General features: G+C 39.8%; 27 protein-coding genes. 25 read left to right on the top strand and 2 right to left on the bottom strand.

Features of this window, described 5'->3' with window-relative positions:
• Positions 1-47 precede the first annotated feature (47 nt).
• The 5 genes from nikB to MKY77_RS14995 are packed head-to-tail and all read left to right on the top strand — an operon-like array spanning position 48 to position 4,799.
• Positions 48-998: a nickel ABC transporter permease gene (gene nikB, locus MKY77_RS15015; protein WP_339146650.1), complete on the top strand. Its 951-nt coding sequence runs from the start codon at positions 48-50 to the stop codon at positions 996-998.
• Positions 998-1,852: a nickel transporter permease gene (nikC, locus tag MKY77_RS15010; protein ID WP_339146649.1), complete on the top strand. Its 855-nt coding sequence runs from the start codon at positions 998-1,000 to the stop codon at positions 1,850-1,852. The genes nikB and nikC overlap by 1 nt, the downstream gene beginning before the upstream one ends.
• The gene (locus MKY77_RS15005; RefSeq protein WP_339146648.1) at positions 1,849-2,676 is read left to right on the top strand and encodes an ABC transporter ATP-binding protein; all 828 of its coding nucleotides are present in this window, start codon (positions 1,849-1,851) and stop codon (positions 2,674-2,676) included. The genes nikC and MKY77_RS15005 overlap by 4 nt, the downstream gene beginning before the upstream one ends.
• Positions 2,673-3,443, top strand: a complete 771-nt coding sequence (locus MKY77_RS15000; protein ID WP_339146647.1) for a dipeptide/oligopeptide/nickel ABC transporter ATP-binding protein — start codon at positions 2,673-2,675, stop codon at positions 3,441-3,443. Before MKY77_RS15005 ends, MKY77_RS15000 begins: the two co-directional genes overlap by 4 nt.
• 21 nt (positions 3,444-3,464) lie before the next feature.
• A complete protein-coding gene (locus MKY77_RS14995; RefSeq protein WP_342515372.1) occupies positions 3,465-4,799 on the top strand; it encodes an MATE family efflux transporter in 1,335 nt (444 codons plus the stop codon).
• A gap of 58 nt (positions 4,800-4,857) precedes the next feature.
• Here the strand turns inward: MKY77_RS14995 and MKY77_RS14990 are convergent, their stop codons facing one another.
• Complete coding sequence (locus MKY77_RS14990; RefSeq protein WP_063560517.1) at positions 4,858-5,070, bottom strand: CDGSH iron-sulfur domain-containing protein; 213 nt, start codon at positions 5,068-5,070, stop codon at positions 4,858-4,860.
• A 166-nt stretch (positions 5,071-5,236) separates the two neighbouring features.
• Between MKY77_RS14990 and MKY77_RS14985 the strand changes: the two genes are divergently transcribed.
• The 13 genes from MKY77_RS14985 to MKY77_RS14925 all read left to right on the top strand — a co-directional run bounded on the left by MKY77_RS14985 (position 5,237) and on the right by MKY77_RS14925 (position 13,207).
• Complete coding sequence (locus tag MKY77_RS14985) at positions 5,237-5,572, top strand: iron-sulfur cluster biosynthesis family protein (RefSeq protein ID WP_339146645.1); 336 nt, start codon at positions 5,237-5,239, stop codon at positions 5,570-5,572.
• The gene (locus MKY77_RS14980) at positions 5,569-5,817 is read left to right on the top strand and encodes a DUF2552 family protein (RefSeq protein ID WP_339146644.1); all 249 of its coding nucleotides are present in this window, start codon (positions 5,569-5,571) and stop codon (positions 5,815-5,817) included. Before MKY77_RS14985 ends, MKY77_RS14980 begins: the two co-directional genes overlap by 4 nt.
• Positions 5,818-6,212: 395 nt before the next feature.
• A complete protein-coding gene (locus MKY77_RS14975; RefSeq protein ID WP_339146643.1) occupies positions 6,213-6,380 on the top strand; it encodes a hypothetical protein in 168 nt (55 codons plus the stop codon).
• A gap of 3 nt (positions 6,381-6,383) precedes the next feature.
• Complete coding sequence (locus MKY77_RS14970; protein ID WP_339146642.1) at positions 6,384-6,737, top strand: cupin domain-containing protein; 354 nt, start codon at positions 6,384-6,386, stop codon at positions 6,735-6,737.
• 27 nt (positions 6,738-6,764) lie between these two features.
• The gene (locus MKY77_RS14965) at positions 6,765-7,427 is read left to right on the top strand and encodes an HAD hydrolase-like protein (protein WP_339146641.1); all 663 of its coding nucleotides are present in this window, start codon (positions 6,765-6,767) and stop codon (positions 7,425-7,427) included.
• Between the two features lie 152 nt (positions 7,428-7,579).
• A complete protein-coding gene (gene lepB, locus MKY77_RS14960; protein ID WP_339146640.1) occupies positions 7,580-8,200 on the top strand; it encodes a signal peptidase I in 621 nt (206 codons plus the stop codon).
• A gap of 15 nt (positions 8,201-8,215) precedes the next feature.
• Entirely contained in the window at positions 8,216-8,713 is a 498-nt protein-coding gene (locus MKY77_RS14955; protein WP_339146639.1) for a DUF4367 domain-containing protein, read from the top strand.
• Entirely contained in the window at positions 8,714-9,103 is a 390-nt protein-coding gene (locus tag MKY77_RS14950) for a hypothetical protein (RefSeq protein WP_339146638.1), read from the top strand.
• A 19-nt stretch (positions 9,104-9,122) separates the two neighbouring features.
• On the top strand, positions 9,123-9,593 hold the full coding sequence (locus tag MKY77_RS14945) for a GNAT family N-acetyltransferase (protein ID WP_339146637.1): 471 nt from the start codon (positions 9,123-9,125) through the stop codon (positions 9,591-9,593).
• Between the two features lie 138 nt (positions 9,594-9,731).
• A complete protein-coding gene (locus tag MKY77_RS14940; RefSeq protein WP_342515371.1) occupies positions 9,732-10,046 on the top strand; it encodes a hypothetical protein in 315 nt (104 codons plus the stop codon).
• A 2-nt stretch (positions 10,047-10,048) separates the two neighbouring features.
• Positions 10,049-10,513 carry an NUDIX hydrolase gene (locus MKY77_RS14935; protein WP_339146635.1) on the top strand — a complete coding sequence of 155 codons (465 nt, stop codon included), beginning with the start codon at positions 10,049-10,051 and terminating at the stop codon, positions 10,511-10,513.
• A 471-nt stretch (positions 10,514-10,984) separates the two neighbouring features.
• A complete protein-coding gene (locus MKY77_RS14930; protein WP_339146634.1) occupies positions 10,985-12,916 on the top strand; it encodes an endonuclease MutS2 in 1,932 nt (643 codons plus the stop codon).
• Positions 12,917-13,060: 144 nt separating this feature from the next.
• On the top strand, positions 13,061-13,207 hold the full coding sequence (locus MKY77_RS14925; protein WP_339146633.1) for a hypothetical protein: 147 nt from the start codon (positions 13,061-13,063) through the stop codon (positions 13,205-13,207).
• Between the two features lie 376 nt (positions 13,208-13,583).
• On the opposite strand, the gene MKY77_RS14920 is transcribed toward MKY77_RS14925, so the two are convergent.
• Positions 13,584-15,521, bottom strand: a complete 1,938-nt coding sequence (locus MKY77_RS14920) for a S8 family serine peptidase (RefSeq protein WP_339146632.1) — start codon at positions 15,519-15,521, stop codon at positions 13,584-13,586.
• A gap of 232 nt (positions 15,522-15,753) precedes the next feature.
• On the opposite strand from MKY77_RS14920, the gene MKY77_RS14915 reads away from it, so the two are divergent.
• The 7 genes from MKY77_RS14915 (at position 15,754) to MKY77_RS14885 (ending at position 22,587) form a co-directional block, all read left to right on the top strand.
• The gene (locus MKY77_RS14915; RefSeq protein ID WP_339146631.1) at positions 15,754-16,461 is read left to right on the top strand and encodes a response regulator transcription factor; all 708 of its coding nucleotides are present in this window, start codon (positions 15,754-15,756) and stop codon (positions 16,459-16,461) included.
• Positions 16,454-17,467 carry a sensor histidine kinase gene (locus MKY77_RS14910; RefSeq protein ID WP_339146630.1) on the top strand — a complete coding sequence of 338 codons (1,014 nt, stop codon included), beginning with the start codon at positions 16,454-16,456 and terminating at the stop codon, positions 17,465-17,467. The genes MKY77_RS14915 and MKY77_RS14910 overlap by 8 nt, the downstream gene beginning before the upstream one ends.
• Before the next feature lie 104 nt (positions 17,468-17,571).
• A complete protein-coding gene (locus MKY77_RS14905; protein ID WP_339146629.1) occupies positions 17,572-18,342 on the top strand; it encodes an ABC transporter ATP-binding protein in 771 nt (256 codons plus the stop codon).
• Positions 18,332-20,305 carry an ABC transporter permease gene (locus tag MKY77_RS14900; RefSeq protein WP_339146628.1) on the top strand — a complete coding sequence of 658 codons (1,974 nt, stop codon included), beginning with the start codon at positions 18,332-18,334 and terminating at the stop codon, positions 20,303-20,305. Before MKY77_RS14905 ends, MKY77_RS14900 begins: the two co-directional genes overlap by 11 nt.
• Before the next feature lie 115 nt (positions 20,306-20,420).
• The gene (locus MKY77_RS14895; RefSeq protein ID WP_339146627.1) at positions 20,421-20,990 is read left to right on the top strand and encodes a hypothetical protein; all 570 of its coding nucleotides are present in this window, start codon (positions 20,421-20,423) and stop codon (positions 20,988-20,990) included.
• 32 nt (positions 20,991-21,022) lie between these two features.
• On the top strand, positions 21,023-21,787 hold the full coding sequence (locus MKY77_RS14890) for a Nif3-like dinuclear metal center hexameric protein (protein ID WP_339146626.1): 765 nt from the start codon (positions 21,023-21,025) through the stop codon (positions 21,785-21,787).
• A 44-nt stretch (positions 21,788-21,831) separates the two neighbouring features.
• Entirely contained in the window at positions 21,832-22,587 is a 756-nt protein-coding gene (locus MKY77_RS14885; protein ID WP_339146625.1) for a DUF5694 domain-containing protein, read from the top strand.
• Positions 22,588-22,607: the final 20 nt, after the last annotated feature.

The raw sequence follows: 22,607 nt of genomic DNA, 5'->3' as shown, positions 1-22,607 counted from the left end.
ATCATGGATGCTTTCACTTTTCTTCATGAATAGAAGTGGGTGGGAAAATGCGGAAGGCTGTTTCTATTATCGGCTCAAGGCTGTTTCAATTGATTATTATGATTTTGATTCTTTCTTTCGCAACATTTGTCCTGATGAAAATAACCCCGGGAGACCCGGTCAGGGCATTATTGAAAGTGGATGATGTTATATCAACCACAGATGATAAGGAAAGGGTCATGAAGGAATATGGATTTGATAAACCGATTTTAGTCCAATATGTTCAATGGCTATGGAATGTAGCGCAATTGGATTTAGGGGAATCTATTATCTCTAAGAGGCCAGTATTGGATATCATTTTGGATAGACTCCCAGCGACCTTTGCCTTATCCGTAGGAGGCATGATCGCCCTTTTTGTCATTGCTGTGCCACTCGGTGTACTTGGGGCGGTATATGAAGGGCGGTGGCCGGATTATATCAGCAGATGGTTTGCCATACTCGGTGCCTCCATCCCTAGCTTTTGGCTTGGATTACTACTCATCTACTTTTTTTCATTAAAGTGGAACTTACTTCCTGTAATGGGGAAGGGAACGCTTGCCCACTTTGTTCTGCCTTCTATCACTCTAGGGATTGCAATGGCACCTTTATATATAAAGATATTGCGGGAAAGGCTCGTTTCTACCTTGCAGAGCACATATATCGAATCGGCCTATGCGCGAGGATTGGGAAAAGGAAGAATCCTTTTATTTCATGCTTTACGCGGTAGTCTCGTTCCGCTTGTTACTATGTTTGGATTGAGTATTGGCAGTCTTCTCGGAGGGATTACCGTAATTGAGATACTATTCTCCTGGCCGGGTATGGGAGAAATGATTGTACAAGCAGTGATGCAACGGGATTACCCGCTAATACAAGGATACATTATGGTGGTAGGTCTCTTAGTGGTCATGACCAATTTAATTGTAGATTTGCTCTACTTAATCATCGATCCACAGATTAGGCATGGAAAGGAGATAAGTTAATGGAAAGCATGACAATAAAATGGAAAAATACTACTCTTGTTCGCAATCCTAATCTAGTGATTGGCTCCATTCTTGCGAGCATGCTGGCTGCTGTCATTGTGTTTGGAAGCACAATGGCTCCCCATGATCCATTCCAAATAGATATGGGAAATAGGCTTAAAGAGGCTTCATCCATCCATTGGCTTGGTACAGATCAATTGGGCAGGGATGTTTTTTCCAGAATTTTGTATGGAGCCAAGTTAACCATAGGGCTTGGATTACTTGCAATTTCCCTTGCAATAGTAATTGGTGTTCCCATCGGCCTCCTCTCCGGTTATATAGGAGGGAAAGTAGATGCCGTTTTCATGAGAATGATAGATGGTATTTTGGCATTTCCCGATTTTATCCTGGCGATAGCTATTGCCGGCATATTGGGTCCGAACCTGACCAATATTGTGCTCGCCATCATTTTAGTCAGGTGGATCATGTATGCGAGAGTGGTCCGGAGTCTGGTTATGGCAGAAAAGGAAAAAGAGTATATTCTTGTGTCTAAGATTTCGCACTCTAGTACATGGAAAACAATTCGCATGCACCTTTTACCACAAGTACTGCCGGAGATCATTGCGATGGCAGCCATTGACGTAGGTAAGGTGATACTCATGATTTCTGCCTTATCCTACATCGGACTTGGAGCACAACCGCCTATTCCGGAATGGGGGGCAATGTTGAATGAAGGGCGAGGATATTTTCAAGCAGTACCTTCCCTCATGATCTATCCTGGTCTTGCCATCATGATAACCGTCTTAACATGCAATTTATTGGCAGATGGATTAAAAGATCACTTTGACATTAGAAAGGGCAGTGATAATCGATGAGTGAACCATTGCTTACTATTGAACAATTAGTCGTTGAAAAACACAATGAGTCAAAAGCAATCATCAGCCGATTAAATCTACAGATTGCTAGAGGGGAAATGATTGGTTTGATAGGGGAAAGTGGTTGCGGGAAAAGCATTACGGCTAGGGCAATCTTGAATCTGCTTCCAGGACAGATGAATGCGAAAGGGAAAATCCTCTATAAAAATAGAAATCTATTAGGATTGTCACATCAGGAACACCGTAAGCTTCTTGGGAAAGAGATAGGCATAATTTTTCAGGATTATAGAGGGAGTTTCACTCCTTTTATCTGTATAGGAAAACAAATGGTTGAAACAATACAAGCACACAACCCCCTTTCAAAGAAAAAGGCAAAAAAAGCGGCATTGGATGTACTTACCGAAATGGGGCTAGAAGCGGAAAGAGTCTATAGAAGTTACCCATTTCAATTAAGTGGAGGGCAGGTGCAAAGGGCTGCTATAGCGATGTCCCTTGCGTTGAAGCCATCGTTGTTAATTTGCGATGAGGTTACCACTGCCCTTGATGTCATGAGCGGAGAAAAGGTATTGGATTATATTGAGAAAATGAGAAAAGAGACGGGATGTGCCGTTTTGATGATCACACATGATCTTACACAGGCTTACAAGCGGACGGACAAGATATATGTAATGGAACATGGTGAGATTGTAGAAAGTGGAACTCCCGAAGTGATTAAATGTGATCATCGACACCCTTATACGAAAAAATTATGTGGTTGTGTATTGGACCTGCCTGGAGAAGGAAACGGAGTTCAGTCGACTAGTGAGAAGGTGATGTCCATATGAGTCAATTAATCGTAGAGGAGCTCTCAATCCATTATTCCAAAGGCGTTAAAGCCCTAGACAATGTGTCTTTTGCTGTAAACAAAGGAGAGTGTGTGGGGATTGTAGGAGAAAGCGGTAGTGGAAAGAGTACGCTTGCGAAGGTACTATTAGGTCTTCAACCATATAAGGAGGGTCACATAACATTTGAAGGGAATCAAATCGTGCCAAAAAAGAAAGAGGCGTTGCGGGAGTACCGGAGACAAGTCCAGATGGTATTCCAGGATGCTAACAGCACTCTTAATCCTAAACTTCCAATATGGAAAAGTGTTTTGGAACCATTAGATAATTTCAAGGAGGTTCAGCCATCTTTTCTAAATAGAGAAGAGGCATCCCGCAAAGAATCAGCGATGGCCCTTCTTGAAATGGTCGGTCTAGACGAGCATATGCTGGAGCGGTTTCCAGGCGAGTTGAGTGGAGGGCAAAAACAACGTGTCAGTATTGCCAGGGCACTAAGTCTAGAACCGGGCCTTCTGATTTGTGATGAACCTACGGCAAGCCTTGATGTTACCGTTCAAAAGCAAATCCTGCAGTTACTAAAGGAGCATCAAGAAAAAACAGAAATGACGATACTTTTCATTTCGCATGACATAAGAGCTGTCACCTTCTTATGTAACCAGATAATCGTCTTAAAAGATGGAATAGTAGTGGATCGGTTCCCGTTGCAAAATCTCTACCAAGATAATCGACATCCATATACGAAGGCACTGATCAAGGCTGCTTCGTTTTAAGGACAGAAAGGAAAAGAAGGAATGAATGTAGTAGTAGCAAAAGAGAAAGCAGCCTTTAGTAACGGGCAGTATGTAGCATTGGCTTTCCCCCTAATAATAGCGGGAATTACCACGCCGCTAATCGGAGCGGTCGATACTGCGGTTGTTGGAAGGCTGCCTGATCCATCTTCCATAGGTGGAGTGGCGATTGGTGCTGACATCTTCAATACGATGTACTGGCTACTTGGGTTTTTAAGAGTAAGTACAAGCGGCTTTACTGCACAGGCACAAGGGTCTGATAAAGGTTATGAAACCATCTTAACCTTGCTTAGACCGATGATTATCGCGATAATTTTCGGCTTGCTTTTTATTATTTTTCAAAAGCCGATTCTTCATATTTCATTAAATGTAATAGGAGGGAGCGAGGCGGTATCTTCTTTTGCCTCCACTTATTTTTCTATTCGAATTTGGGGAGCGCCATTTATCCTTATGAGCTATGTGTTTATTGGGTGGTTAATAGGGATGGGCAAGGTAAGGCTAGCGCTTGCCACCCAATTGGTCATGAATATGATGAATATAGCTCTTAGCATTATCTTTGTGTTGGTTTTGGGACTGGGGGTAGCTGGGGTGGCCTATGCCACGCTTATTTCTGAAATAAGTGCCGTTCTCTTCGGTGGGTTCATCATTGCCAGACATAACAAAATAGGGTTCTCCAATGTGGATCGTCGGATGATGTTAGATCCGGAACCTTTGATGAAGATGATAAAAGTAAATAGAGACCTCTTTTTAAGAACGGTGTGTTTATTGATCATGACCGGAATTTTCACATCCAAGGGGGCGGGTATGGGAGAGGTAACACTGGCGGCAAACGCAATTCTGCTACAAATACATTATATAATGGCTTATTTAATTGGAGGATTTGCAAATGCGTCCAGTATTTTGACGGGAAGGTCAATAGGAGGAAAGGATCCATTCCTATTTAGAAGAGCCGTAAATTTATCTGCAGTATGGGGGGGAGGAACTGCTGTTATACTGGCTGCCCTCATATTGCTATTTGGAGATAGTGTTGTCGAATTGTTTACCAGTATAGACACGGTGAGGGCTTTGGCCATCGAAAACTTAATTTGGATGGTGATATTCCCATTTGTAGGTTTTTGGGGTTTGCAACTAGAAGGTATATTTTCAGGAGCGACAGACGCGAAGTCTATTAGAAACTCTATTTTTGTTGCATTACTTGTATTTTTATTTGCCATTTGGTTATTCGTACCTATGTATGAAAATCAGGGTATCTGGTTGGCATTTGTTGTATTTAGTTTGGGACGTTCTATCTTTTTGGCTCGTTACCTTCCGCAACTCCAGCGACTCCATTTTTCATAATGAAAGGAGGGGAAAATGATTTTCCCCTCCAAGCTTTACTGGTTACGGCTGCGCCAAATCAGTCGTTCAATACTTGGGCAGCCCGCACACAGGACTCGAAATTGCCTTTATGTGAAGCATCACAATAAGGAAGCTTTTTGGAAAGCCCGCAACGGCACAAAGTAAAAGCCGGCTTGTCCTCAAACTTGTTTCCTTCTGCATCGATTAACTCCACATCACCGGTTACACGGAAGCCTCCGTTATCCATTACTTTAATTGTTACTTTTGACATTGGTAATCTCCTCCTTCTTATAAAGATATTAGTATCGTACCTACAATTATCCATTTTGACAACAAGAACTTATCCACTACCATCCTTTCCAAATGCCTTGTAGTTATACTAATGAGCAATATATGGTACAATCATGCTAATAATGAAACAGTTGGAGGCATGAAACGTGAAAGTAACGTTTACAGAGAAAGCAGCAGAAAGAGTCAAAGCAAAGCTTGAAAACCAAGATGGAAAATGGTTGAAGCTAAAATATGATACAGATGGATGCGGATGCGTCGTTAGCGGAGTTTCCGCACTATGGATCACACCGGAAAAAGACGATGATGATGTGGAGCTAGAAACAAACATCGGTCCATTATTAATGGAAAAGTCAAAGCTTGTCTTTTTTGATGAAGACATGACAGTCGATTTTGTGGAAAGTGCGAACTGCTATATGTTGAAATGTCCGAGCCAGATTCTAAATCCACGAATGAGTTTATTGGTAGTGGAGGGTGCAAAATGAGCAACGGGGGCAAAATCAATTCGTTGAAAAATGTGGCCCAATCCAAAACGTGGGCATCATTCTTAAATCATAATCATCCTTACAGCTTGCTGCACTGGTCGATTGGTGGCATCAATTATGAAGACAAAGATGTATGGCTGCTTCAGGATGAAGTAACATTCGAGGTTCAAGAGTTTGAGAACTTGGATATGGCAGTGGAATGGATCTCGGAAAATATGGACGGGATTACGGATGTGTTAGGCTAAGATAGGTCAAGCCGAAAAGTCGGGGAACTTTGTTCTTCGGCTTTTTTTTGTATTGAGGGAGGCAATTCTAGAACCAGAGGTAGTATCTATGGAGCCCGGTACCTCCCCTGAGAGAGGTATCCTTTGTTGATAATTGTCGAAATGTGTCGATTGGCATGTATTACATGGAGTTTAGACAGTAAATTGTGTGGGTCAAAACATAAAAGCCCAGACGTAGACCCGTTTCTCCTTGAGACTTTCAAAACCAATTATTTACACCTCACCCAATCTTCTCTATACTCTAAAGTATATTTTCAAAATAATATAAAAAAAGAGGGGAAACTATGAAACTATTTGGCTGGATATTTCTATCTGTATTAATTTGTTTCGGGTTAGCGTTTACGGGAGAAATTGCCATGATTTTAATATGTGCCCTAATATTAGGCGTTTTGTTAAGATGTTTAACGCTATTAACGGCCATTAAAGCAAGACTCTCACAAATCACGAAAGATCCGGATCCTGTCAGAGATGCTTATGATGATTATTTGACGGAGAAATTCAGAAAAATAGAAAAGGATGTGTAATCAGTGAAATTCTTCCGATTTGATAAAGAAATTGGATTCCCGATAAAACGATATGATTCACAAACGGCCCATTTCATAAAAGTATTGAGAAGTAAGCAGGAAACTAGCGTAGGGTTTATTCAAATAGATGCTGGCGGTGTAGTGGGATATCATCAAGCAAGTGTGCAGCAGTTGTTCATTGTCGTGCAGGGGGAAGGATGGGTAACGGGAACGGATCGCGAAAAAATGGTAATCAAAAGCGGAGAAGGAGTCATGTGGGAAGAGGGAGAATGGCATGAGTCTGGAAGCGAATCAGGGATGCTTGCTTTAGTGATAGAGTCAGAGTCAATCGATACCTCCCTTCTTCAAGATAAATAGACAATAAGATAAAGGAGTGCATAACAAATGCAAGCAATAATCTTTGACATGGACGGAACTCTCTTTCAAACGGATAGAATATTGGAATTGGCTTTGGATGATACATTCAAGCTGTTAGCGGAAATGAATGTTTGGGATATAGAAGAGCCAACTCCTATCGATACATACAGAAGGATTATGGGAGTACCCCTGCCTGTAGTGTGGGAAACTCTTCTGCCGTCACATTCACAGGCAATAAGGGTCGAGGCAAACCTGATTTTTCATGAAAAGTTGATAGACAATATACATAAGGGAAATGGCGCTCTTTATCCTGGTGTAACAGATGTTCTGGAATTTTTGAAGAAGGAGAACCTGGATGTATACATAGCAAGCAATGGGCAGACTGCTTATCTTGAAGCGATTGTGGAACAGTATGATTTAAATCGATGGGTGACAGAAGTATTCAGTATAGATCGGATTGAATCTTTGGACAAGACAGAGCTAGTAGGGGAGATTATCAGAAAATACTCCATTAAACATGGAGCGGTGGTCGGGGATCGCCTCTCAGATATAAATGCGGCAAAACGAAATGGGTTAACGGCTATTGGATGCAGGTTTGATTTTGCACAAGAGGAAGAGTTGGAGCAAGCCGATATGGTAATAAATAGTTTGGAAGAGTTGAAAAAGTTAGTCCTTCAAATTGTAGAATAATAATTAGAAAAGGCGAAACCTTTTCCAGCAAAAATTCGTAACTATTACAAAGGGTAAAGCTTGACTAACGGAGATCAGAACTTTCTGATCGTTTTTCTTTCTGAAATGAACCAATCGTTCAATAAATTCGTCTAAGAGCAAGGGTGATACATATGAAAACAAAAAAATTTAAAAATGAAATTATTAGTTGGGGAAAAGCCTGTGTGATCGGACTCTTTTTTGCCTTTCTTGTCAGTGCATTAATCGTTCAGCCCTTTACCGTGAAAGGTAGCTCCATGGAGCCAACTTTGACTGGTGAAGATGTTTGGGCTCATAAAGAGGAAGGCGATAAAGTGCTCATTTTCAAGAGCGGTTATATGCTGGGAATCGAACCGAAATACAATGATATTGTTGTAATAGATAGCAGGGTAGATCGCGGAAGGAATTTGGCGGATAACTTCAAGGAAAGCCCGCTCGTTAGTACATTATTAAAAGAGCAACAGGGGAATAATTACTGGATAAAGAGAGTGATTGGGGTAGAAGGGGATAAGCTCGAATATCGTGGGGGAACTGTTTACCGCAATGGGGAAGAGCTGGAGGAAGCATACATACAAGAAGAGATGCTGTATCCATTTGATGAAGTGATTGTTCCGAAGGACCACGTTTTTGTAATGGGGGATAACCGTAATGACAGTAGGGATAGCCGGGAAATAGGGTCCATTCCCAAAGAAAATGTTATGGGGAAAGTGGTTCTTCGTTATTATCCATTTGATAGATTGAATACGCTTGAATAGAGAGGGAGCGAAGGGATGCTTAAAAAAAGAATGATAGGGTTGGCCCTTCTATTGACCTTCATGGTGGGATTGGCTATTGTATGGTCGATTTGGAATGGAAAACTATATGAATATAATCGAGAGCCGTTCTATATGGCAGCGGAAAATCTACCTTTCGAAAAGAAAATACCAACATACGTCCCTTTCAAAGAAATGGAAGTAGCACAGCGTAATCTGGATGCAGACAAAGAGAGCTTAACAGTCACCTTGTCTAATATAAATAAGGAATATATGGACGTGTATATAGGTGTTAAAGAAACGGAAGCCTTCAAGTCAATGAAACAACAAAAAATACATATAGGAGAAAATAATGGAGTCTTCATATCAGATGAAGAAGGAAAACGTATTCTTGCTTGGGAAGAGAATGATGTTAATTACGAAATAACATTCTATTACAAACTTACTCCCAAAGAAGTAAGTAAAAAGCAATTGATTAAAATGGCAGAAGCTTTTACGTCGGAGCTCGATAGCTAAATGGAAAAGTGGAGAGGGAAAAAATATAGCATCATTAGTTCAATTTTAATAGGGTTTTTGATTGTAGGAGTCGCGATATATTATGTCCTTTTCTATACCCCCAAAAATTCTTTAGAGCTTTATCAAGCCATACGCTTCTCAAAAAGTTATGAAGAATTATCTGAACTAATGCTTGAAGGATATAATGGGAATTTTCCGGAAGAAGATTACGACTTTATGAGTCATCTCGACAACTCGCCAAATAGTATATCCCAGTTTACTCTTTTTGAATACAAAGAAAAAACATATTTAATCATGACTACACCAGGAACAAATAGATTACAAGTATTAGATGTAAAAGAATTGCCAGAGGAGGTACGTAATTATTTTTTGGCGCTTCCTGCTGAATAAAAGAAAAGGAGCTAACCTCATGAAAATAAGAAACATTCGCGATGGCGATTTCCTTCGTATTTCTACTAACCTGAATACGTGGTGGGGAGGTAGGGAAATGGTCGACATGCTACCAAGGTTATTTATCCATCATTTTAAAGACACAAGTTTCATCATGGAAGGAGAGGGAGAAACGATTGGGTTTTTGATAGGTTTCATTTCTCCTTCCAATCCGGAGCAGGCATACATACATTTTGTAGGTGTAAACCCGAAGACCCGCCAAAAGAACGTGGGAAGAACACTTTACGAACACTTCTTTCAAACAGTGAAGGACCAAGGATGCAAGGACGTGAGCTGCGTGACCTCCCCTGTGAATACAACCTCTATCCACTTTCATACAAAGATGGGCTTTAGCATGGAGGATGGAGACATGAGTATGAACGGCATTCCTATCCATCAAAATTATGATGGCATGGGCCAAGATCGGGTGGTATTTAAGAAATTCTTATAGGAGGGGAGAGGGGGATATAACCTGAAAAAGCTCTATTTATTTATCATTTTCTTTCTTATATACATAAGCCTTGTGGTTTTTACGACGATCACAAGTTTCAATTTGACAGGATACTCCTATACTTTTCATGACAACGGAATGGTAACGATTGAAAGAGGACATTTCGTAAAAGAGCAAGTAATCTATATGCCTACTAATGAAGCAATAAAGGCCATCATACTTATCTCAGAGGCAGACAATTATTGGGATTTGACTTTTTCATTTTCTCTATTGTTCACCACCCTTTTTTTAGTCAGTTCTTTCAAAGAGTCTCGACCTAAAAAACATTGGAAAAGGTATGCTGCAATTTATCTTCTTTTGCTTGTTGCCATTCTAATATGGATTATTCCTACTCAATTGGCATTAACGGAAGAAATATCAAAATCAATAAGCGAGTTGAATGGAGGGGCATAGCCATGGATGTCGTTTTTCATACAGAACAAGAAGTATTCAATTATAGAGTGGCGGGCATCTGGATAAAGGACAACCGCATATTAATGCATAGGGCAAGTGATGATAATATTTGGTCCCTTCCTGGCGGGAGAGTCGAAATGAACGAAGCATCACCAGTCAGCCTGCAACGGGAGTTTAAAGAAGAATTGGATATATCCATGACTATTGAAAGGCTAGTATGGGTGGTTGAAAACTTTTTTGACTATCGTGGGAAACGAGTACACGAAATCGGGTTTTACTACATCGTTTCAAGCGAGTTAGAACAACCCATACCTGTTGGACCATTTCATGGTGTAGAAGGCGAAAGATTGATCTATGAATGGGTACCGGTCGACGAGCTGGAAGACGTGATCCTTTACCCTGAATTTCTGAAAAAAGCATTGAAGAATATACCTGAGAATTCGGAGCACTATATGGTAAGTAACTGAGTTACAAGGTAAACATAAACACGTTCATTTATTAAAGCAATTCTTATTATAGTAAAATAGGCGTGACATTTAGAAATACATTTATTATAATGGATATATCTTCAAACAGAAGGAGTTTGTTTTATGGAAAAGGTAGTTCTTAACTAAACGTAATCTAATACGTGCGATATGAGAGAAAGTTCGATTTTATCGAGCTCTGTTTGAGTACGCTTTTTTTCTCATAGCGAAATGTTAAGAACACGGGTTTGCGCCTGCTTCATAAAATGATAGTTACAGCATGGGTATGGGTATTTTTCTGCCTATCCTGCATTCAAATTTAAAACTACCATTCAAAAACGCAAAGGACGAGTGTTGTTCTTTGTGTTTTTTTATATGCAAAATAAATTTAACGACCCTGCTCTTTTCATTTCCTCGCACGGAATTAGTGATTACACTAATCAAATTGCTAACTAATTACTAGGAGGAAAAACAGTGAATAACGAAACTATTCAAGCATTACAATTTACAGATTTGAAGAAAGATGTGGCATACCTTGCTATTTCTGAACCAGGGAAAAAAGCAGTAATGGCATTGGAACCATCCATGAATAAAAGACAGATTGAAGCTTGGTTAAATGAAGTCACAGAAGGGAAGAAGATACTCTCAATTAGTTCAAGCGTGCCAATTCATGGACTTCAAGGCATTGAGTATATTTTAAAAAATCTCCATAAAGGAATTGCATTCAGGCCAGATCAGATGATAGGACTATACGAATTCCTGGATACAATTGAAAAACTGAAGAGGTTTATGAAAGACAAAGAATCTGCAGCACCTGTCATCACAAGCTATATGTATTCCGTTGTGGAGCTTTCTCATGTGGCGGAAGAAATCATCCGTTGCATTCGAAACGGGAGGGTGGACGATTACGCAAGCAAGGAGCTGCTGAAGGTCAGAAAGCAGATTTCCACTTTGGAGGAACGAATTAAAAACCGTATCGAGCAATTGGTCAAGTCGAGCAAATACAGTAAATATCTTCAGGAGAGTCTATTTAGTACTAGAAATGGCAGATATGTTGTCCCTGTTAAAAAGGAATATAAAAATAATATAAAGGGTGCTGTGCTGGATATATCTGCTTCAGGATCCACCGTGTTCATGGAGCCGGAAGAAATCAGTATCATGCAAGATTCCATCAGTATGCTGAAGTATCAGGAAGAGGCCGAAGAGGAGCAGATTCTTTTTATGCTGACTGGTTTGGTACAAGAGCATGAAAAAGAAATCAAACTGGCGATGGATTTGATGGTCAGTTATGACGTTATTTTTGCAAAGGCGAAGCACAGCTTAATGTTAATGGGAACGTCACCTCAGATAAATGAGCATCATGTCATACGATTAGCCGGTGCGAGACATCCCTTACTTGGAAAAAACGCTGTCCCTTTAAATCTGATCATAGGTGAGGACTACGATGCACTTGTTATCACAGGCCCGAACACTGGAGGAAAAACAGTCACGATAAAAACGGTGGGTCTCCTGACGGTAATGGCTCAGTGTGGTATGCATATCCCTGCTGAACAAGGAAGCGAGATTGCCATCTTTCACAAAGTGCTGGTGGACATCGGCGACGGGCAGAGCATCGAACAGTCATTGAGTACGTTCTCTTCCAGGGTGAAAAATATCATTGAAATCTTGGCTGAATCCACCCCGCAAACGCTAGTACTCTTGGATGAGTTAGGTTCCGGCACAGATCCAGCGGAAGGGATGGGGCTCGCCACCTCCATCTTAGAAGAACTATATAATAAGGGAACGACGATGCTTGCCACGACCCACTACAGTGAAATCAAGGAATTCGCAAATGAGCGTGAGGGCTTCTGCAACGGCTCGATGGAATTTGATTTGAGCACCCTAAAACCAACGTACCGCCTTATCGTTGGAAAAGGAGGGGACAGTCAGGCATTTGCCATCGCTTTGCGTCTAGGCATGCACCCTAAGTTAATAGAAAGAGCACATGAAATAACCTATAAAGAATCAAAAGATTACAGTGGAAAAACGGATAGACCAAGGCATGAACTCGAAAGGCAACTAGCAATGAATCGTAAGTATGTCAGAAAGATGAAGCATCCGGAAAAAGAGAAGACAAAACAGGAAATCATTTTTAAGAAGGGGGACAATGTAGAGATTGCCTCTATTGGGGAGTTCGGTATCGTTTATAAGCCAGCAGATGAAAAGGGGGATGTGGAGGTTATGGTAAAAGGACGGATAGAGACCTTCAACCATAAGCGACTATCTCTTTATATTAAAGCAGAAGATCTATACACGGATGGTTACGACATGGATATTGTGTTTGAATCCAAGGAAAATCGGAAACTCCGGAATAAGATGAAAAAGCATCATGTGGATGAGGTGATTTTGGAAGAGTCGGACAACTGATGTTTTGGAGGTGTAAAGCTGAAGTAAACAATGTATAGTTGTTGTGAATTATTGGTAAAAATGCTTTTTTTGGTTCTGATTTTTTGTATGATGGAACTTGTAAATCCAATAAAAACAAGCATAGCACAGGGAGGAAGTTCAATCATGAAAAAATGGTTCTTGGCATTATCATCTTCCGTACTATTACTAGCTCTTGCCACTGGATGCGCGGCTGATAATGAAGAAATGAACAATAACGAAACAAACATGGAACAGAATGAAACGAATACTGGTGAAACGAACGAGGAATAGGTAGAGTAAATGAAGGTACCTGGGAGTGACGACTCTTTTAAAAGGAGTCGGGATGCTTCTGGGTGCTTTTTTATGAAGAGGTTGCTCTTGTGACGGGATAACTCACCGTTATGCCGGGAGTTTTTGGTATTATGAAGGGATTACACGGAGTTATGCAGCGATTTCCCATCCTTGTGCAGGGATTTTCATCGGGGTTATCCTCACGTTAAAATGTGAGCCCAATAAACGGTCAGTTGTGAAGGGATTCCCTCTATTTGTGAAGGGATTAGCCAATCAAGTGCCGGGATTATTTAAAAAAACAAAATACTCCCAAAAAACCACTGCAATCGAGAGTCATTCCCCTCAATTACAGCAGTTTCTCCAATTCCAAAACTTATCAGTTCACAATCGCCAAAGAAAACGCCTGTGGACCTTGAGGAACATTATATGCCTGAACCTCTACCGTATATGTTCCACTTTGTGGAGCATTGATAAACACATTCTCCACATTGTTACGGCCATCCCAGTTGTTATCAAATGGTGCAGTAAAGTCGTTTCCAACATATTTCGTTCCGTTTGGAGCGGTAATCACCAAGTCAAGGTCGTTTACTAATGTTATAGAAGCGGATGTGCTTGCAGGAGCATCAGACCATACTAGAGAGATCTTAAGTGGCTTGCCTGCAGTTGCATTGAAGGAATACGTCGCTTTTTGGCTTGTAGACAGGGAGCTTGTCTCATTCACAAATGCAGTGTTTAAAGACTTATCCAATGTCACACGTCCCCAACCTTGGTTGCCGTTCGGGAATCCAAGACCCACATCAGTGGCACCAGCAATAAGAGCAGCCTTCAATAAGGACGGCTTAGGTGTGATGCCTCTGTTTTTGATAAAGTGCTCACGTAATTGTGCCACGTTTCCTGCAACAATCGGTGTTGCCATGGAAGTTCCGCCCATGTACGCATATTTACTGTCATGATTTGCCCAGAAGGAAGAATCTGGTGCAAGGGAAGAGCGTGCTGATAAAATAAAGGTTCCTGGCGCCATTACGTCCGGCTTGATTCGACCGTCACGAGTAGGTCCGCGTGAAGAGAACTGTGCAACATGATTGATATTGTCTGCATAAGACCCAAAGCTTGGACGATAATTTTCTGTTGCTCCAACTGTAATGGCATTTTTCGCAGTACCCGGTGCACTGATGGTGCCACTATTAGGTCCTTCATTCCCAGCTGCGAAAAGAACAGCCATATCATTTTTACGAACATAGTCATCAACGTTTCTGGAATCTGTTGTGTAAGCGCCATTTACCGCAGCACCCCAGGAGTTGGTGTGAATTCGGGCCCCGGCAGTGTAAGCTTGACTAAACAATGTGCTCAGGTTGGATGGAAGGCCTCCCAATCCGCCGCTGCTATCCATGATGGATTGGAATACAAGATTTGCCTGCGGTGCCATTCCTTTATTGGTTGCCCCGTTTCCAAGTACAGATCCGGCAACGTGTGTACCATGACCGTTCGGGTCGTTGGAATTATTGGATCTTCCTAATGCGTATAAAGCTGTAATTTTTCCGCGGAAAGCTTCATGCATCGAGCTGTCGTTGCGACCAGTATCAAGACCTGTATCGGCAACTGCAACCACTTGGCCTTGTCCGTATAATCCATAACTGTTTTGTGCTACGTCTGCTTTAACAATTCCTCTCGCTACATCATTCATCACCTTATATTCCGGTTTTGGGGAGATATATAGAACGTTATGGTTGGCAGCATATTCGACAATTTCTTCTATGCCTTTGAAAGTGATTTCTTTATTATTTTGTTTAGCATCAAGTGCAACGGCCTTTACTAAAGCAGAAGCGCCTTTAGTGAATAATAGTGGGTCGACCTTATAAAGGGGAAGGTAGGGCTCTACAGATTCTAAATGAGCGATACCGTTAGTGGCCTTTGCAACATCACCCTTGTATTCCACAATGTATGCATAGTCAGGTATGTAATCTACAATTGTTGCCCCAGTAGACTCCAGTTCTTTTTTTGTTTCTTCTAAAATGGGACCATCAAACTGTACAATATAAAGACTATTATCTTTCGGTACGACTTCTAGCTTTTTTTGCAGGCCTTTTGGAATTTTAACATTCTCTGTATTTGCTAGAAAAGAAGCTTCACCAGTTTTACCACTCTTGGAAACTGCCTTCGTCTCTGTTATCTGGCTGACTCCCTTGAAATCTAGTTCAAAGTTGCTGGCTCCCCCTGTTGATGGACTGCTTAGCGCAACAGTGGATAGAATGGTTGCTGCTGATAAAACGGATAAAAACACTTTCTTTGATTGACCCTTTTTCTTCATCCTCATGCTCATCTCCTCTCAATTGGTAACACAAGAATAATTTAGCATATTAAAGAAAGAATTTATATTGGGAAAATTCAGAATAAAAGATTGAAATTATACAAGAAATAAACCTTTATTTTCCCAATGGGAATTTTTGTGGTGTGACATATATTCATCGATTGAGAATGAATCCAAGATAATTTATATGGTAAAATATACATAAAACAGCTCGGCAAAATAAAAGGGGATTTAAGACATGCATAAGATCATGCTTATTGAAGATGATAGGCAATTAAATGAACTTGTTGGAGGGCATTTAGCACGATACGGTTATGTGATATACCAGCCAACGGATTTTCAACATATAATGGAGGGTTTTGTAAAAGCACAGCCAGACCTTGTCTTATTAGATATTAATCTACCATACTATGATGGATACTTTTTATGCAGGAGCATTAGGCAGCAATCAACCGTTCCTATCATCATCATTTCTGCGAGAAGTACCGAGATGGATCAAATCATGGCAATTGAACTTGGAGCGGATGACTATATAACAAAACCCTTCACTTTTGACTTATTACATACAAAAGTAAAGGCAACTATGAGACGAGTTTACGGGGAATACGCAGGAAAAGATAGTGGCAGTCTAGCTGTAGGCTCATTGAAAATAAACAGTCAAACCCTTGCAGCTCATTTTGGTGAAAAGCGCGAAGAACTTAGTAAAAATGAATACATATTGTTGAAAAAATTAATGGAACAACACAATGCCTATATTCCAAGAGAAACACTGATAGAAGAAGTATGGGACTCGTTAACCTTTGTTGATGATAATACATTGACGGTCAATATGACTAGAATCAAGCAAAAGCTTTCTTCTCTTGGACTCCCAAAGGTCATCACAAGCAAAAGAGGAGTGGGCTATATGCTGAGTGTGCCTACTGAGTTAGGCAAAACAAATGGATAATAGAATATTAAAGAGATTTTTCAAAGATAGAAGTCTCCTCATTTCGTTCTATATATTTAATATGGCTGCTGTCATCACCTTTTTCCATCTGATTGAGCCTGCTAATACAGAAATACTATATCCTTTTTCCGTAGGGGTATTTCTCCTAATTGTCTACCTTCTCATTGATGGTTACCGTTATTACCAGGTAAATGAAGCGATAGAAAAGAAGCTCGCAAATCAGCATGCAGATATGAAGGTGCATACAGAAGAACAAAAAGGTTTTTATAATTGGATTAAGAAAATGAATCATGAACATTCCAGGGAAAAGAATGAACAGATCGAAAAGAATAGAGAAAGGCTGTATTTCTTATCCCACTGGATGCACCACTTGAAGACACCGGTATCTGTTATGGACCTAATTATCCAGAATGAGAAGAATACAAAAAGCAGTTCGGAAGCTATTGATAAATTACAACTGGAAAATAAACGACTACATACTGCCATTGAACAAGGATTGACCATGATCAGGATGGACAGCTTCGAAAATGATTTGGATATAAAGTCAATCGACCTTCTATCATCCTTGCGTAAGGTGATAAATAATCGAAAAAGTGAATTTATCTATCAATCAGTTTTCCCGGTATTGGATAGTGAGGAACAAGCTGTTTTCATCATTACGGACCAAAAATGGAACGAAGCGATGCTAGATCAGATCATCTCCAATGCCATTAAATACTCAAGCGGAAAAGAAGGAAGCAAAAAGATAAGATTTCAAGTGGATATAGAAGAAGACGATGTCATACTAGTTATTACAGATGAAGGGGTTGGCATTGAGTCCTATGATCTAGAAAGAGTGTTTGAAGCATTTTTCACTGGGGAAAACGGGAGGAAATACGAGAACTCATCAGGTATAGGGCTGTACCTATGTAAAAAAATCGCGGACCGGCTCAATCATCGGATCTCAATTGAGTCGGAAACTTCCAAGGGGACTACAGTCACGATTAGATACCTTACAAAAGTGTAAGGTTTTTTTCGTATTGTTCCATGGTAGGTAAAACGGCCACTTAGTACTATATAGATATAAATAGAAGGTGACTTGCATCTTAAGTTGCGTGAGGAGGCCATACAATGGGGGAAACAATCTTAGAAGCCAGTAAATTAGTGAAAATATATGGGGATGCCGGTGCGGAAGGAGCAACAACTGCAATCGATGGCGTAAACCTTTCCATAAATAAGGGCGAATTCATCGCCATCATGGGTCCGTCTGGAAGTGGAAAAACGACATTGCTTCATATGATGAGTGGAATTGATGCACCTACATCTGGGGAAGTATTGATTGCAGGAAGAGAAATCAGTGAAATGAACGGGGATGAATTAGCCCTTTTCAGAAGAAAACAATTAGGGTTTGTTTTCCAAGAATTCAACCTGCTAGATAGTCTGACTGTGAAAGAAAATATACTAGTTCCGATGGTGCTGGAGAAAAAATCAGTGGCAGAAATGGAGGAGAAGGCGAAGGGACTATCCGAGTTGTTTGGCATAGACGCTATATTGGATAAATACCCGTTTAACATTTCCGGTGGGCAGCAACAAAGGACGGCCGTTAGTCGTGCTCTGGTGAACGATCCTACCATTATTTTTGCGGATGAACCAACCGGAAACCTGGATTCGAAATCATCCACAGTCATCATGGAGTGTTTCGAGAAAATTGTGAAAGAGCTCTCCACGACCGTCGTTGTAGTTACACATGATGTATTCGCCGCTAGCTATTGCCGAAAGGTTGTTTTCATTAAAGACGGAAAAATAGATTCCTATATTGTCAGAAAAGGAGACAGAAAGGAGTTTTTGAACCAGATTATGGACAATCTTGCCGTGTTGGGAGGTAGGAGCCATGACATTTAATCAACTGGTTTGGAAGATGGCGAAAGGGAACAAGGGGAAATACCTATTCTATTATCTGTGCAACAGCTTTGCTGTGTTCTTCTTCTTTATGTATAGCACGATCTATTTTAATGATTCAGTGGTGGCGGTCAAAGAGAGTGAGAGTATAAAGGATGCATTATCTATACCTGGAGCAGCGCTTGTCTTTTTCACTGTATTCTTTATTACATATGCCCACCGTATTTTTACTAGGAGAAGAAAAAAGGAATTCGCACTCCTGATGACTTTAGGCATGTCCAAAAGGGATATCGCAAAACTATTATTAGTAGAAAATGCGCTGATTGCTTTTGCGTCCATTGTATCTGGTATCTTGACAGGGATGGTTTTTTCACGGTTACTATTCTTACTTTTCATCAAATTCTCTGGCTTGGGAGAGGTGCCATTCCATCTCTCACAGGAAATGATCGTTTATTCTATCTTGACATATCTTGCTATCTTCCTGATTTCAGTTTTTATCACTCTATACTTGACCTTGAGGAGAACCGTTTCTCACAATCTGAAAAGTGATAAAGTGGCAGATATGATCAAAGGTAGGAGTCCTGTTTTTGGGTTGCTCGGGGTCATCCTGCTGATTGGCAGTGTTGTATTGTTTGCCATCCCTTCCTTAGCCCAAGGAGATGCAGGAGGCTATTTGCTTCTAAGTACACTCGGAATTTTTATGAGCCTTTATATTGTCCTTTCTCAAGGAATGAGTTTCTTGATAAAAAAGGCGAAGAAGCATAAATCCTATTATTTCAAAAGGATGCTTGCTTTAAGCAATCTTGAGTACAAATTCAATCAGTTGGTGGCGATTATGCTCCTGATCACCATCATGAGCATGGTCACGATCTTTTACACAAGCATGATGTTGATTGTCGGTGCGGAAGGAGAAAGGCAGGCAATCAACTCCAATCCATATGATCTCTTCTACGCAGAGACCGAAACAAGGAATACGCTAACGAAAGAAGAATTGTTCAACATTGTTGATAAACCGGAAAACCCTGTTGAAGATTACGAGAAAGTGAACATGTTCATTTTCTATCAAGATGATCCATACTGGGAAGATGCCTATTATGATTTTACGTTCATGGGAATCTCTGACTTTAATCGCATTATGGATACAGAAGAAATATTGTCAGAGGATGAATTACTTGAATGGATAAATAGGGATCCAAAGTATGTATACGATGAGGGTATGTATGAAAATGGGCTTATACTCATGGATGGAAACAACCCTTATCAATTTAAGCGTAAAAAATTTGTGATGAACGACCAATTGAACTCTCATAGAATCACGCCATACTCGTTGCTGGTTGTACATGATAAGGTGTTCCAAGAGCTTAGTAGTGATTTAGTAGGCGATGAAGTCACCTTGCATTTATTGAATTTCAAAGATTGGAAGCAAACAGAAGTTGTGGTGGAGGAGTTGAAAAACACGCTGGAAAATCTGAGTCAAAACACGCTTCCCTTTAAAAGTGTCCGTGAAACATTCTATGAAGAGGACGAACTAGAAATCTTTCAACCAGTCTCTAAAATCTCAGCATATAATGTAATTAAAATTTCATCTAAAATCATGTTTCTGGTATCCTCGTTCATCAGTATCTTGTTTTTCTTTGGCTCTTTCATCCTGCTTTATCTTACTATTTTCTCTAATATAGAAGAGGAGAAAGCGAAATACAAGAAGTTGTTTAAGATTGGCATTACAAAAAAAGAAATGCAGACATTTGTATCAAAGGAAATGGGTGTATTATTCTTTTTTGCACCAATTCTTGGATGCACCATAGCGTTTATCTATATCTTATCCTTTTCACAGGATGTTGGGGGTATAATGGAAAATCTTCATTCTCTCCTGCATTTCGCGAGCGTTTCAGGGGTTTATTTAACGATTCAATCAATCTACTACTTTTACTCTAGAAAGAAATTGTTGCAGGAGCTGGAATTCTAATAAGAGCAGGCTTGATTCTATATGGATTGAGCCTGCTTTTTTTTTATTGAGTTAATTCCAAATGTTTGAAATAATTGAAAGGTAAGTAAAATTATAAAAATACGGGGTGCGATATATGAAGTTTTCATACATAGATATCAAAAGCGGAAATGCAACATGTATTTTTGAAATTAACGGTAAGAAATTCGAATTTTCTCCTACCTTTCATTCTGATGCTCTAGGAGACTTTTTATCATATCTTGCATCGATTCATCCACTATGTAAATTAAGTTGGAAAGAAGGAGCTTTTCATCATATAAAAGGGGGAATTGATTGGAATATGGGGCCAATCCTATTAGGGTGGGAATTCAAGCGTAACTTTGAGGAGTTAGAGATAACTATAACGGAAAAACAAAACTACATTGCCGAAATAGTTCAAAATAAGAATTTTCCAAGAACAATATTGAAAACTGTATGTAATTTTGATGATTTCGTATTATGTGTAGTGAAGGAGTTAGACAGAGTGATTAAACAGCGTGGAATATTAGGTTATCGGCAAGAGTGGCAAAATTATACGTTCCCTATGGATGGTTTTCTTGCATTGAAATACGCCTGTCTATATAAAAAGCCATTCGAAATAACAAAAGAATATAACGGAACTTCAATTGAAAAGGAATTAAATCTTTTGTTAAAAGCAATAGACTAATAGTTTATTTATGCATACTTTAGGAGGGAATTATGAACATCACAAAATTCAATGCCACTATCAATGAGCTTTTCCCTAGAGAATTGTTAGAAGAATTCAATGATGATTACGGATTTACCAACACATCCAATAACATGATAAAGACGATTGGATATTCAACCAACCTTTCAATTGAAGTAATAGAGCAGGCAAAAGCTGCTCAAGTTGATTTAATCATTACTCATCATGACGCATGGGATTTCATTTATGGATTGAAAGATGAATGTACAAAGAGATTAAAAGAGTATAACATAAGCCATTTCTGGATCCATGGGCCCCTGGATTATATTGATTTTGGGACATGCACTTCATTGATGAATCGAATTGGAATTGATAACATTATACGATTTTCGGAGTATAAGAACTCTAGTATGCCTGGTATAGGTGAGCTTAATGAAGGTAAAAGTTTTGAGACTCTTGTAGAGAAAATGAGTACGGAGTTGAATGAACCCGTCAGAGCGTGGAAAAACCATGGGAATAAAGTAAAGAAAGTAGGTGTGTTGACTGGTGCAGGCCATTCAACAGATCATATTAAATTTGCTTTGGAACAGGGATGCGATACTTACATAACTGGAGAGGCAAGCTTATATTCTATTCAATATGCTCAGTTTGCAGGCATAAACCTTTTGGTAGGAAGCCATACTTTTACTGAGAAATTTGGAGTAGAGAGTTTAGCGTTAAAGATAAAGGGCCTAAACGAAAGTATCGCGCTTATTGAATTGAAGGAAGAACACTTTGAAATGACTCCAGGAAAATGATAAAGGTCTTAAATAATTATTGGGAAAAGTAAAGGAGTAAGGCGATGTCCAATAAACCAACATTCATGATATTAGGTACAGATCACTTTGAAAAGTCTGCTGTTCAAGATTATGCAAAAACCGATGAGTTGGACATTTTCTCACCACGCAAACAGGTGGAGGTATGTAATGTTATAAGTTGTTTGAAAGAATTTTCCCCTACGAAAATAGTGTTGGAGTATCCATTAAAGTATCAATTGAAACTAACAAATGAGTATCAAGATTACATATCTGGAAACTTTAAAATATCTGCTAATGAACGCCATCAATTCGGATTCCAATTAGCAAAAGAATTAGGTCATTCAAACATATTCGCAGTAGATTGGAACGAAGAAGTAGGTGTACCAGATATATTCGAATACATGCAAACGCATGAAACAAAATTGTCTAGGCGGCTATTCATGAATCTAGAAAGAATGGTAGCAGAAGCCAATGAAAAGGCTCGTACCTCAACAATTGGGGAATATCTTATTTTTTTGAATGAAACACAACAAGTGAGGAAGAATCATCAATTATATATGGATATCGCGTTAATAGGGGAGAATAACGATCTAATTGGTGCCAAATGGGTCGCAAATTATTGGTATTATCGTAATTTACTAATCTATAAAAACATAAAAAGTCTAGTCTGTGAAAGTGATCGACTATTGGTCATATATGGAGTTGGACATGCTCATCTGCTAAACCAATTAGCCCATGAAGGGGGTGTATTCAATATTGAATATGCTGGGGATTACTTAAAATCTTTGGGCAGTAACTAAAGGAAGAAAACGCTCAATCC

Source organism: Sutcliffiella sp. FSL R7-0096, from assembly GCF_038595065.1.
Lineage (GTDB): Bacteria > Bacillota > Bacilli > Bacillales > Bacillaceae_I > Sutcliffiella_A.
Note: the sequence above shows the minus strand (reverse complement) of the source record. Positions and strands in the feature narration are given on the sequence as shown.

What these genes read in the sequence shown, in the direction of transcription:
- nikB (WP_339146650.1), top strand. Translation starts at nt 48, where the DNA reads ATGCGGAAGGCTGTTTCTATTATCGGCTCAAGGCTGTTTCAATTGATT.
- nikC (WP_339146649.1), top strand. Translation starts at nt 998, where the DNA reads ATGGAAAGCATGACAATAAAATGGAAAAATACTACTCTTGTTCGCAAT.
- MKY77_RS15005 (WP_339146648.1), top strand. Translation starts at nt 1,849, where the DNA reads ATGAGTGAACCATTGCTTACTATTGAACAATTAGTCGTTGAAAAACAC.
- MKY77_RS15000 (WP_339146647.1), top strand. Translation starts at nt 2,673, where the DNA reads ATGAGTCAATTAATCGTAGAGGAGCTCTCAATCCATTATTCCAAAGGC.
- MKY77_RS14995 (WP_342515372.1), top strand. Translation starts at nt 3,465, where the DNA reads ATGAATGTAGTAGTAGCAAAAGAGAAAGCAGCCTTTAGTAACGGGCAG.
- MKY77_RS14990 (WP_063560517.1), bottom strand. Translation starts at nt 5,070, where the DNA reads ATGTCAAAAGTAACAATTAAAGTAATGGATAACGGAGGCTTCCGTGTA.
- MKY77_RS14980 (WP_339146644.1), top strand. Translation starts at nt 5,569, where the DNA reads ATGAGCAACGGGGGCAAAATCAATTCGTTGAAAAATGTGGCCCAATCC.
- MKY77_RS14975 (WP_339146643.1), top strand. Translation starts at nt 6,213, where the DNA reads ATGATTTTAATATGTGCCCTAATATTAGGCGTTTTGTTAAGATGTTTA.
- MKY77_RS14965 (WP_339146641.1), top strand. Translation starts at nt 6,765, where the DNA reads ATGCAAGCAATAATCTTTGACATGGACGGAACTCTCTTTCAAACGGAT.
- lepB (WP_339146640.1), top strand. Translation starts at nt 7,580, where the DNA reads ATGAAAACAAAAAAATTTAAAAATGAAATTATTAGTTGGGGAAAAGCC.
- MKY77_RS14955 (WP_339146639.1), top strand. Translation starts at nt 8,216, where the DNA reads ATGCTTAAAAAAAGAATGATAGGGTTGGCCCTTCTATTGACCTTCATG.
- MKY77_RS14950 (WP_339146638.1), top strand. Translation starts at nt 8,714, where the DNA reads ATGGAAAAGTGGAGAGGGAAAAAATATAGCATCATTAGTTCAATTTTA.
- MKY77_RS14945 (WP_339146637.1), top strand. Translation starts at nt 9,123, where the DNA reads ATGAAAATAAGAAACATTCGCGATGGCGATTTCCTTCGTATTTCTACT.
- MKY77_RS14940 (WP_342515371.1), top strand. Translation starts at nt 9,732, where the DNA reads ATGGTAACGATTGAAAGAGGACATTTCGTAAAAGAGCAAGTAATCTAT.
- MKY77_RS14935 (WP_339146635.1), top strand. Translation starts at nt 10,049, where the DNA reads ATGGATGTCGTTTTTCATACAGAACAAGAAGTATTCAATTATAGAGTG.
- MKY77_RS14925 (WP_339146633.1), top strand. Translation starts at nt 13,061, where the DNA reads ATGAAAAAATGGTTCTTGGCATTATCATCTTCCGTACTATTACTAGCT.
- MKY77_RS14920 (WP_339146632.1), bottom strand. Translation starts at nt 15,521, where the DNA reads ATGAGGATGAAGAAAAAGGGTCAATCAAAGAAAGTGTTTTTATCCGTT.
- MKY77_RS14915 (WP_339146631.1), top strand. Translation starts at nt 15,754, where the DNA reads ATGCATAAGATCATGCTTATTGAAGATGATAGGCAATTAAATGAACTT.
- MKY77_RS14910 (WP_339146630.1), top strand. Translation starts at nt 16,454, where the DNA reads ATGGATAATAGAATATTAAAGAGATTTTTCAAAGATAGAAGTCTCCTC.
- MKY77_RS14905 (WP_339146629.1), top strand. Translation starts at nt 17,572, where the DNA reads ATGGGGGAAACAATCTTAGAAGCCAGTAAATTAGTGAAAATATATGGG.
- MKY77_RS14900 (WP_339146628.1), top strand. Translation starts at nt 18,332, where the DNA reads ATGACATTTAATCAACTGGTTTGGAAGATGGCGAAAGGGAACAAGGGG.
- MKY77_RS14895 (WP_339146627.1), top strand. Translation starts at nt 20,421, where the DNA reads ATGAAGTTTTCATACATAGATATCAAAAGCGGAAATGCAACATGTATT.
- MKY77_RS14890 (WP_339146626.1), top strand. Translation starts at nt 21,023, where the DNA reads ATGAACATCACAAAATTCAATGCCACTATCAATGAGCTTTTCCCTAGA.
- MKY77_RS14885 (WP_339146625.1), top strand. Translation starts at nt 21,832, where the DNA reads ATGTCCAATAAACCAACATTCATGATATTAGGTACAGATCACTTTGAA.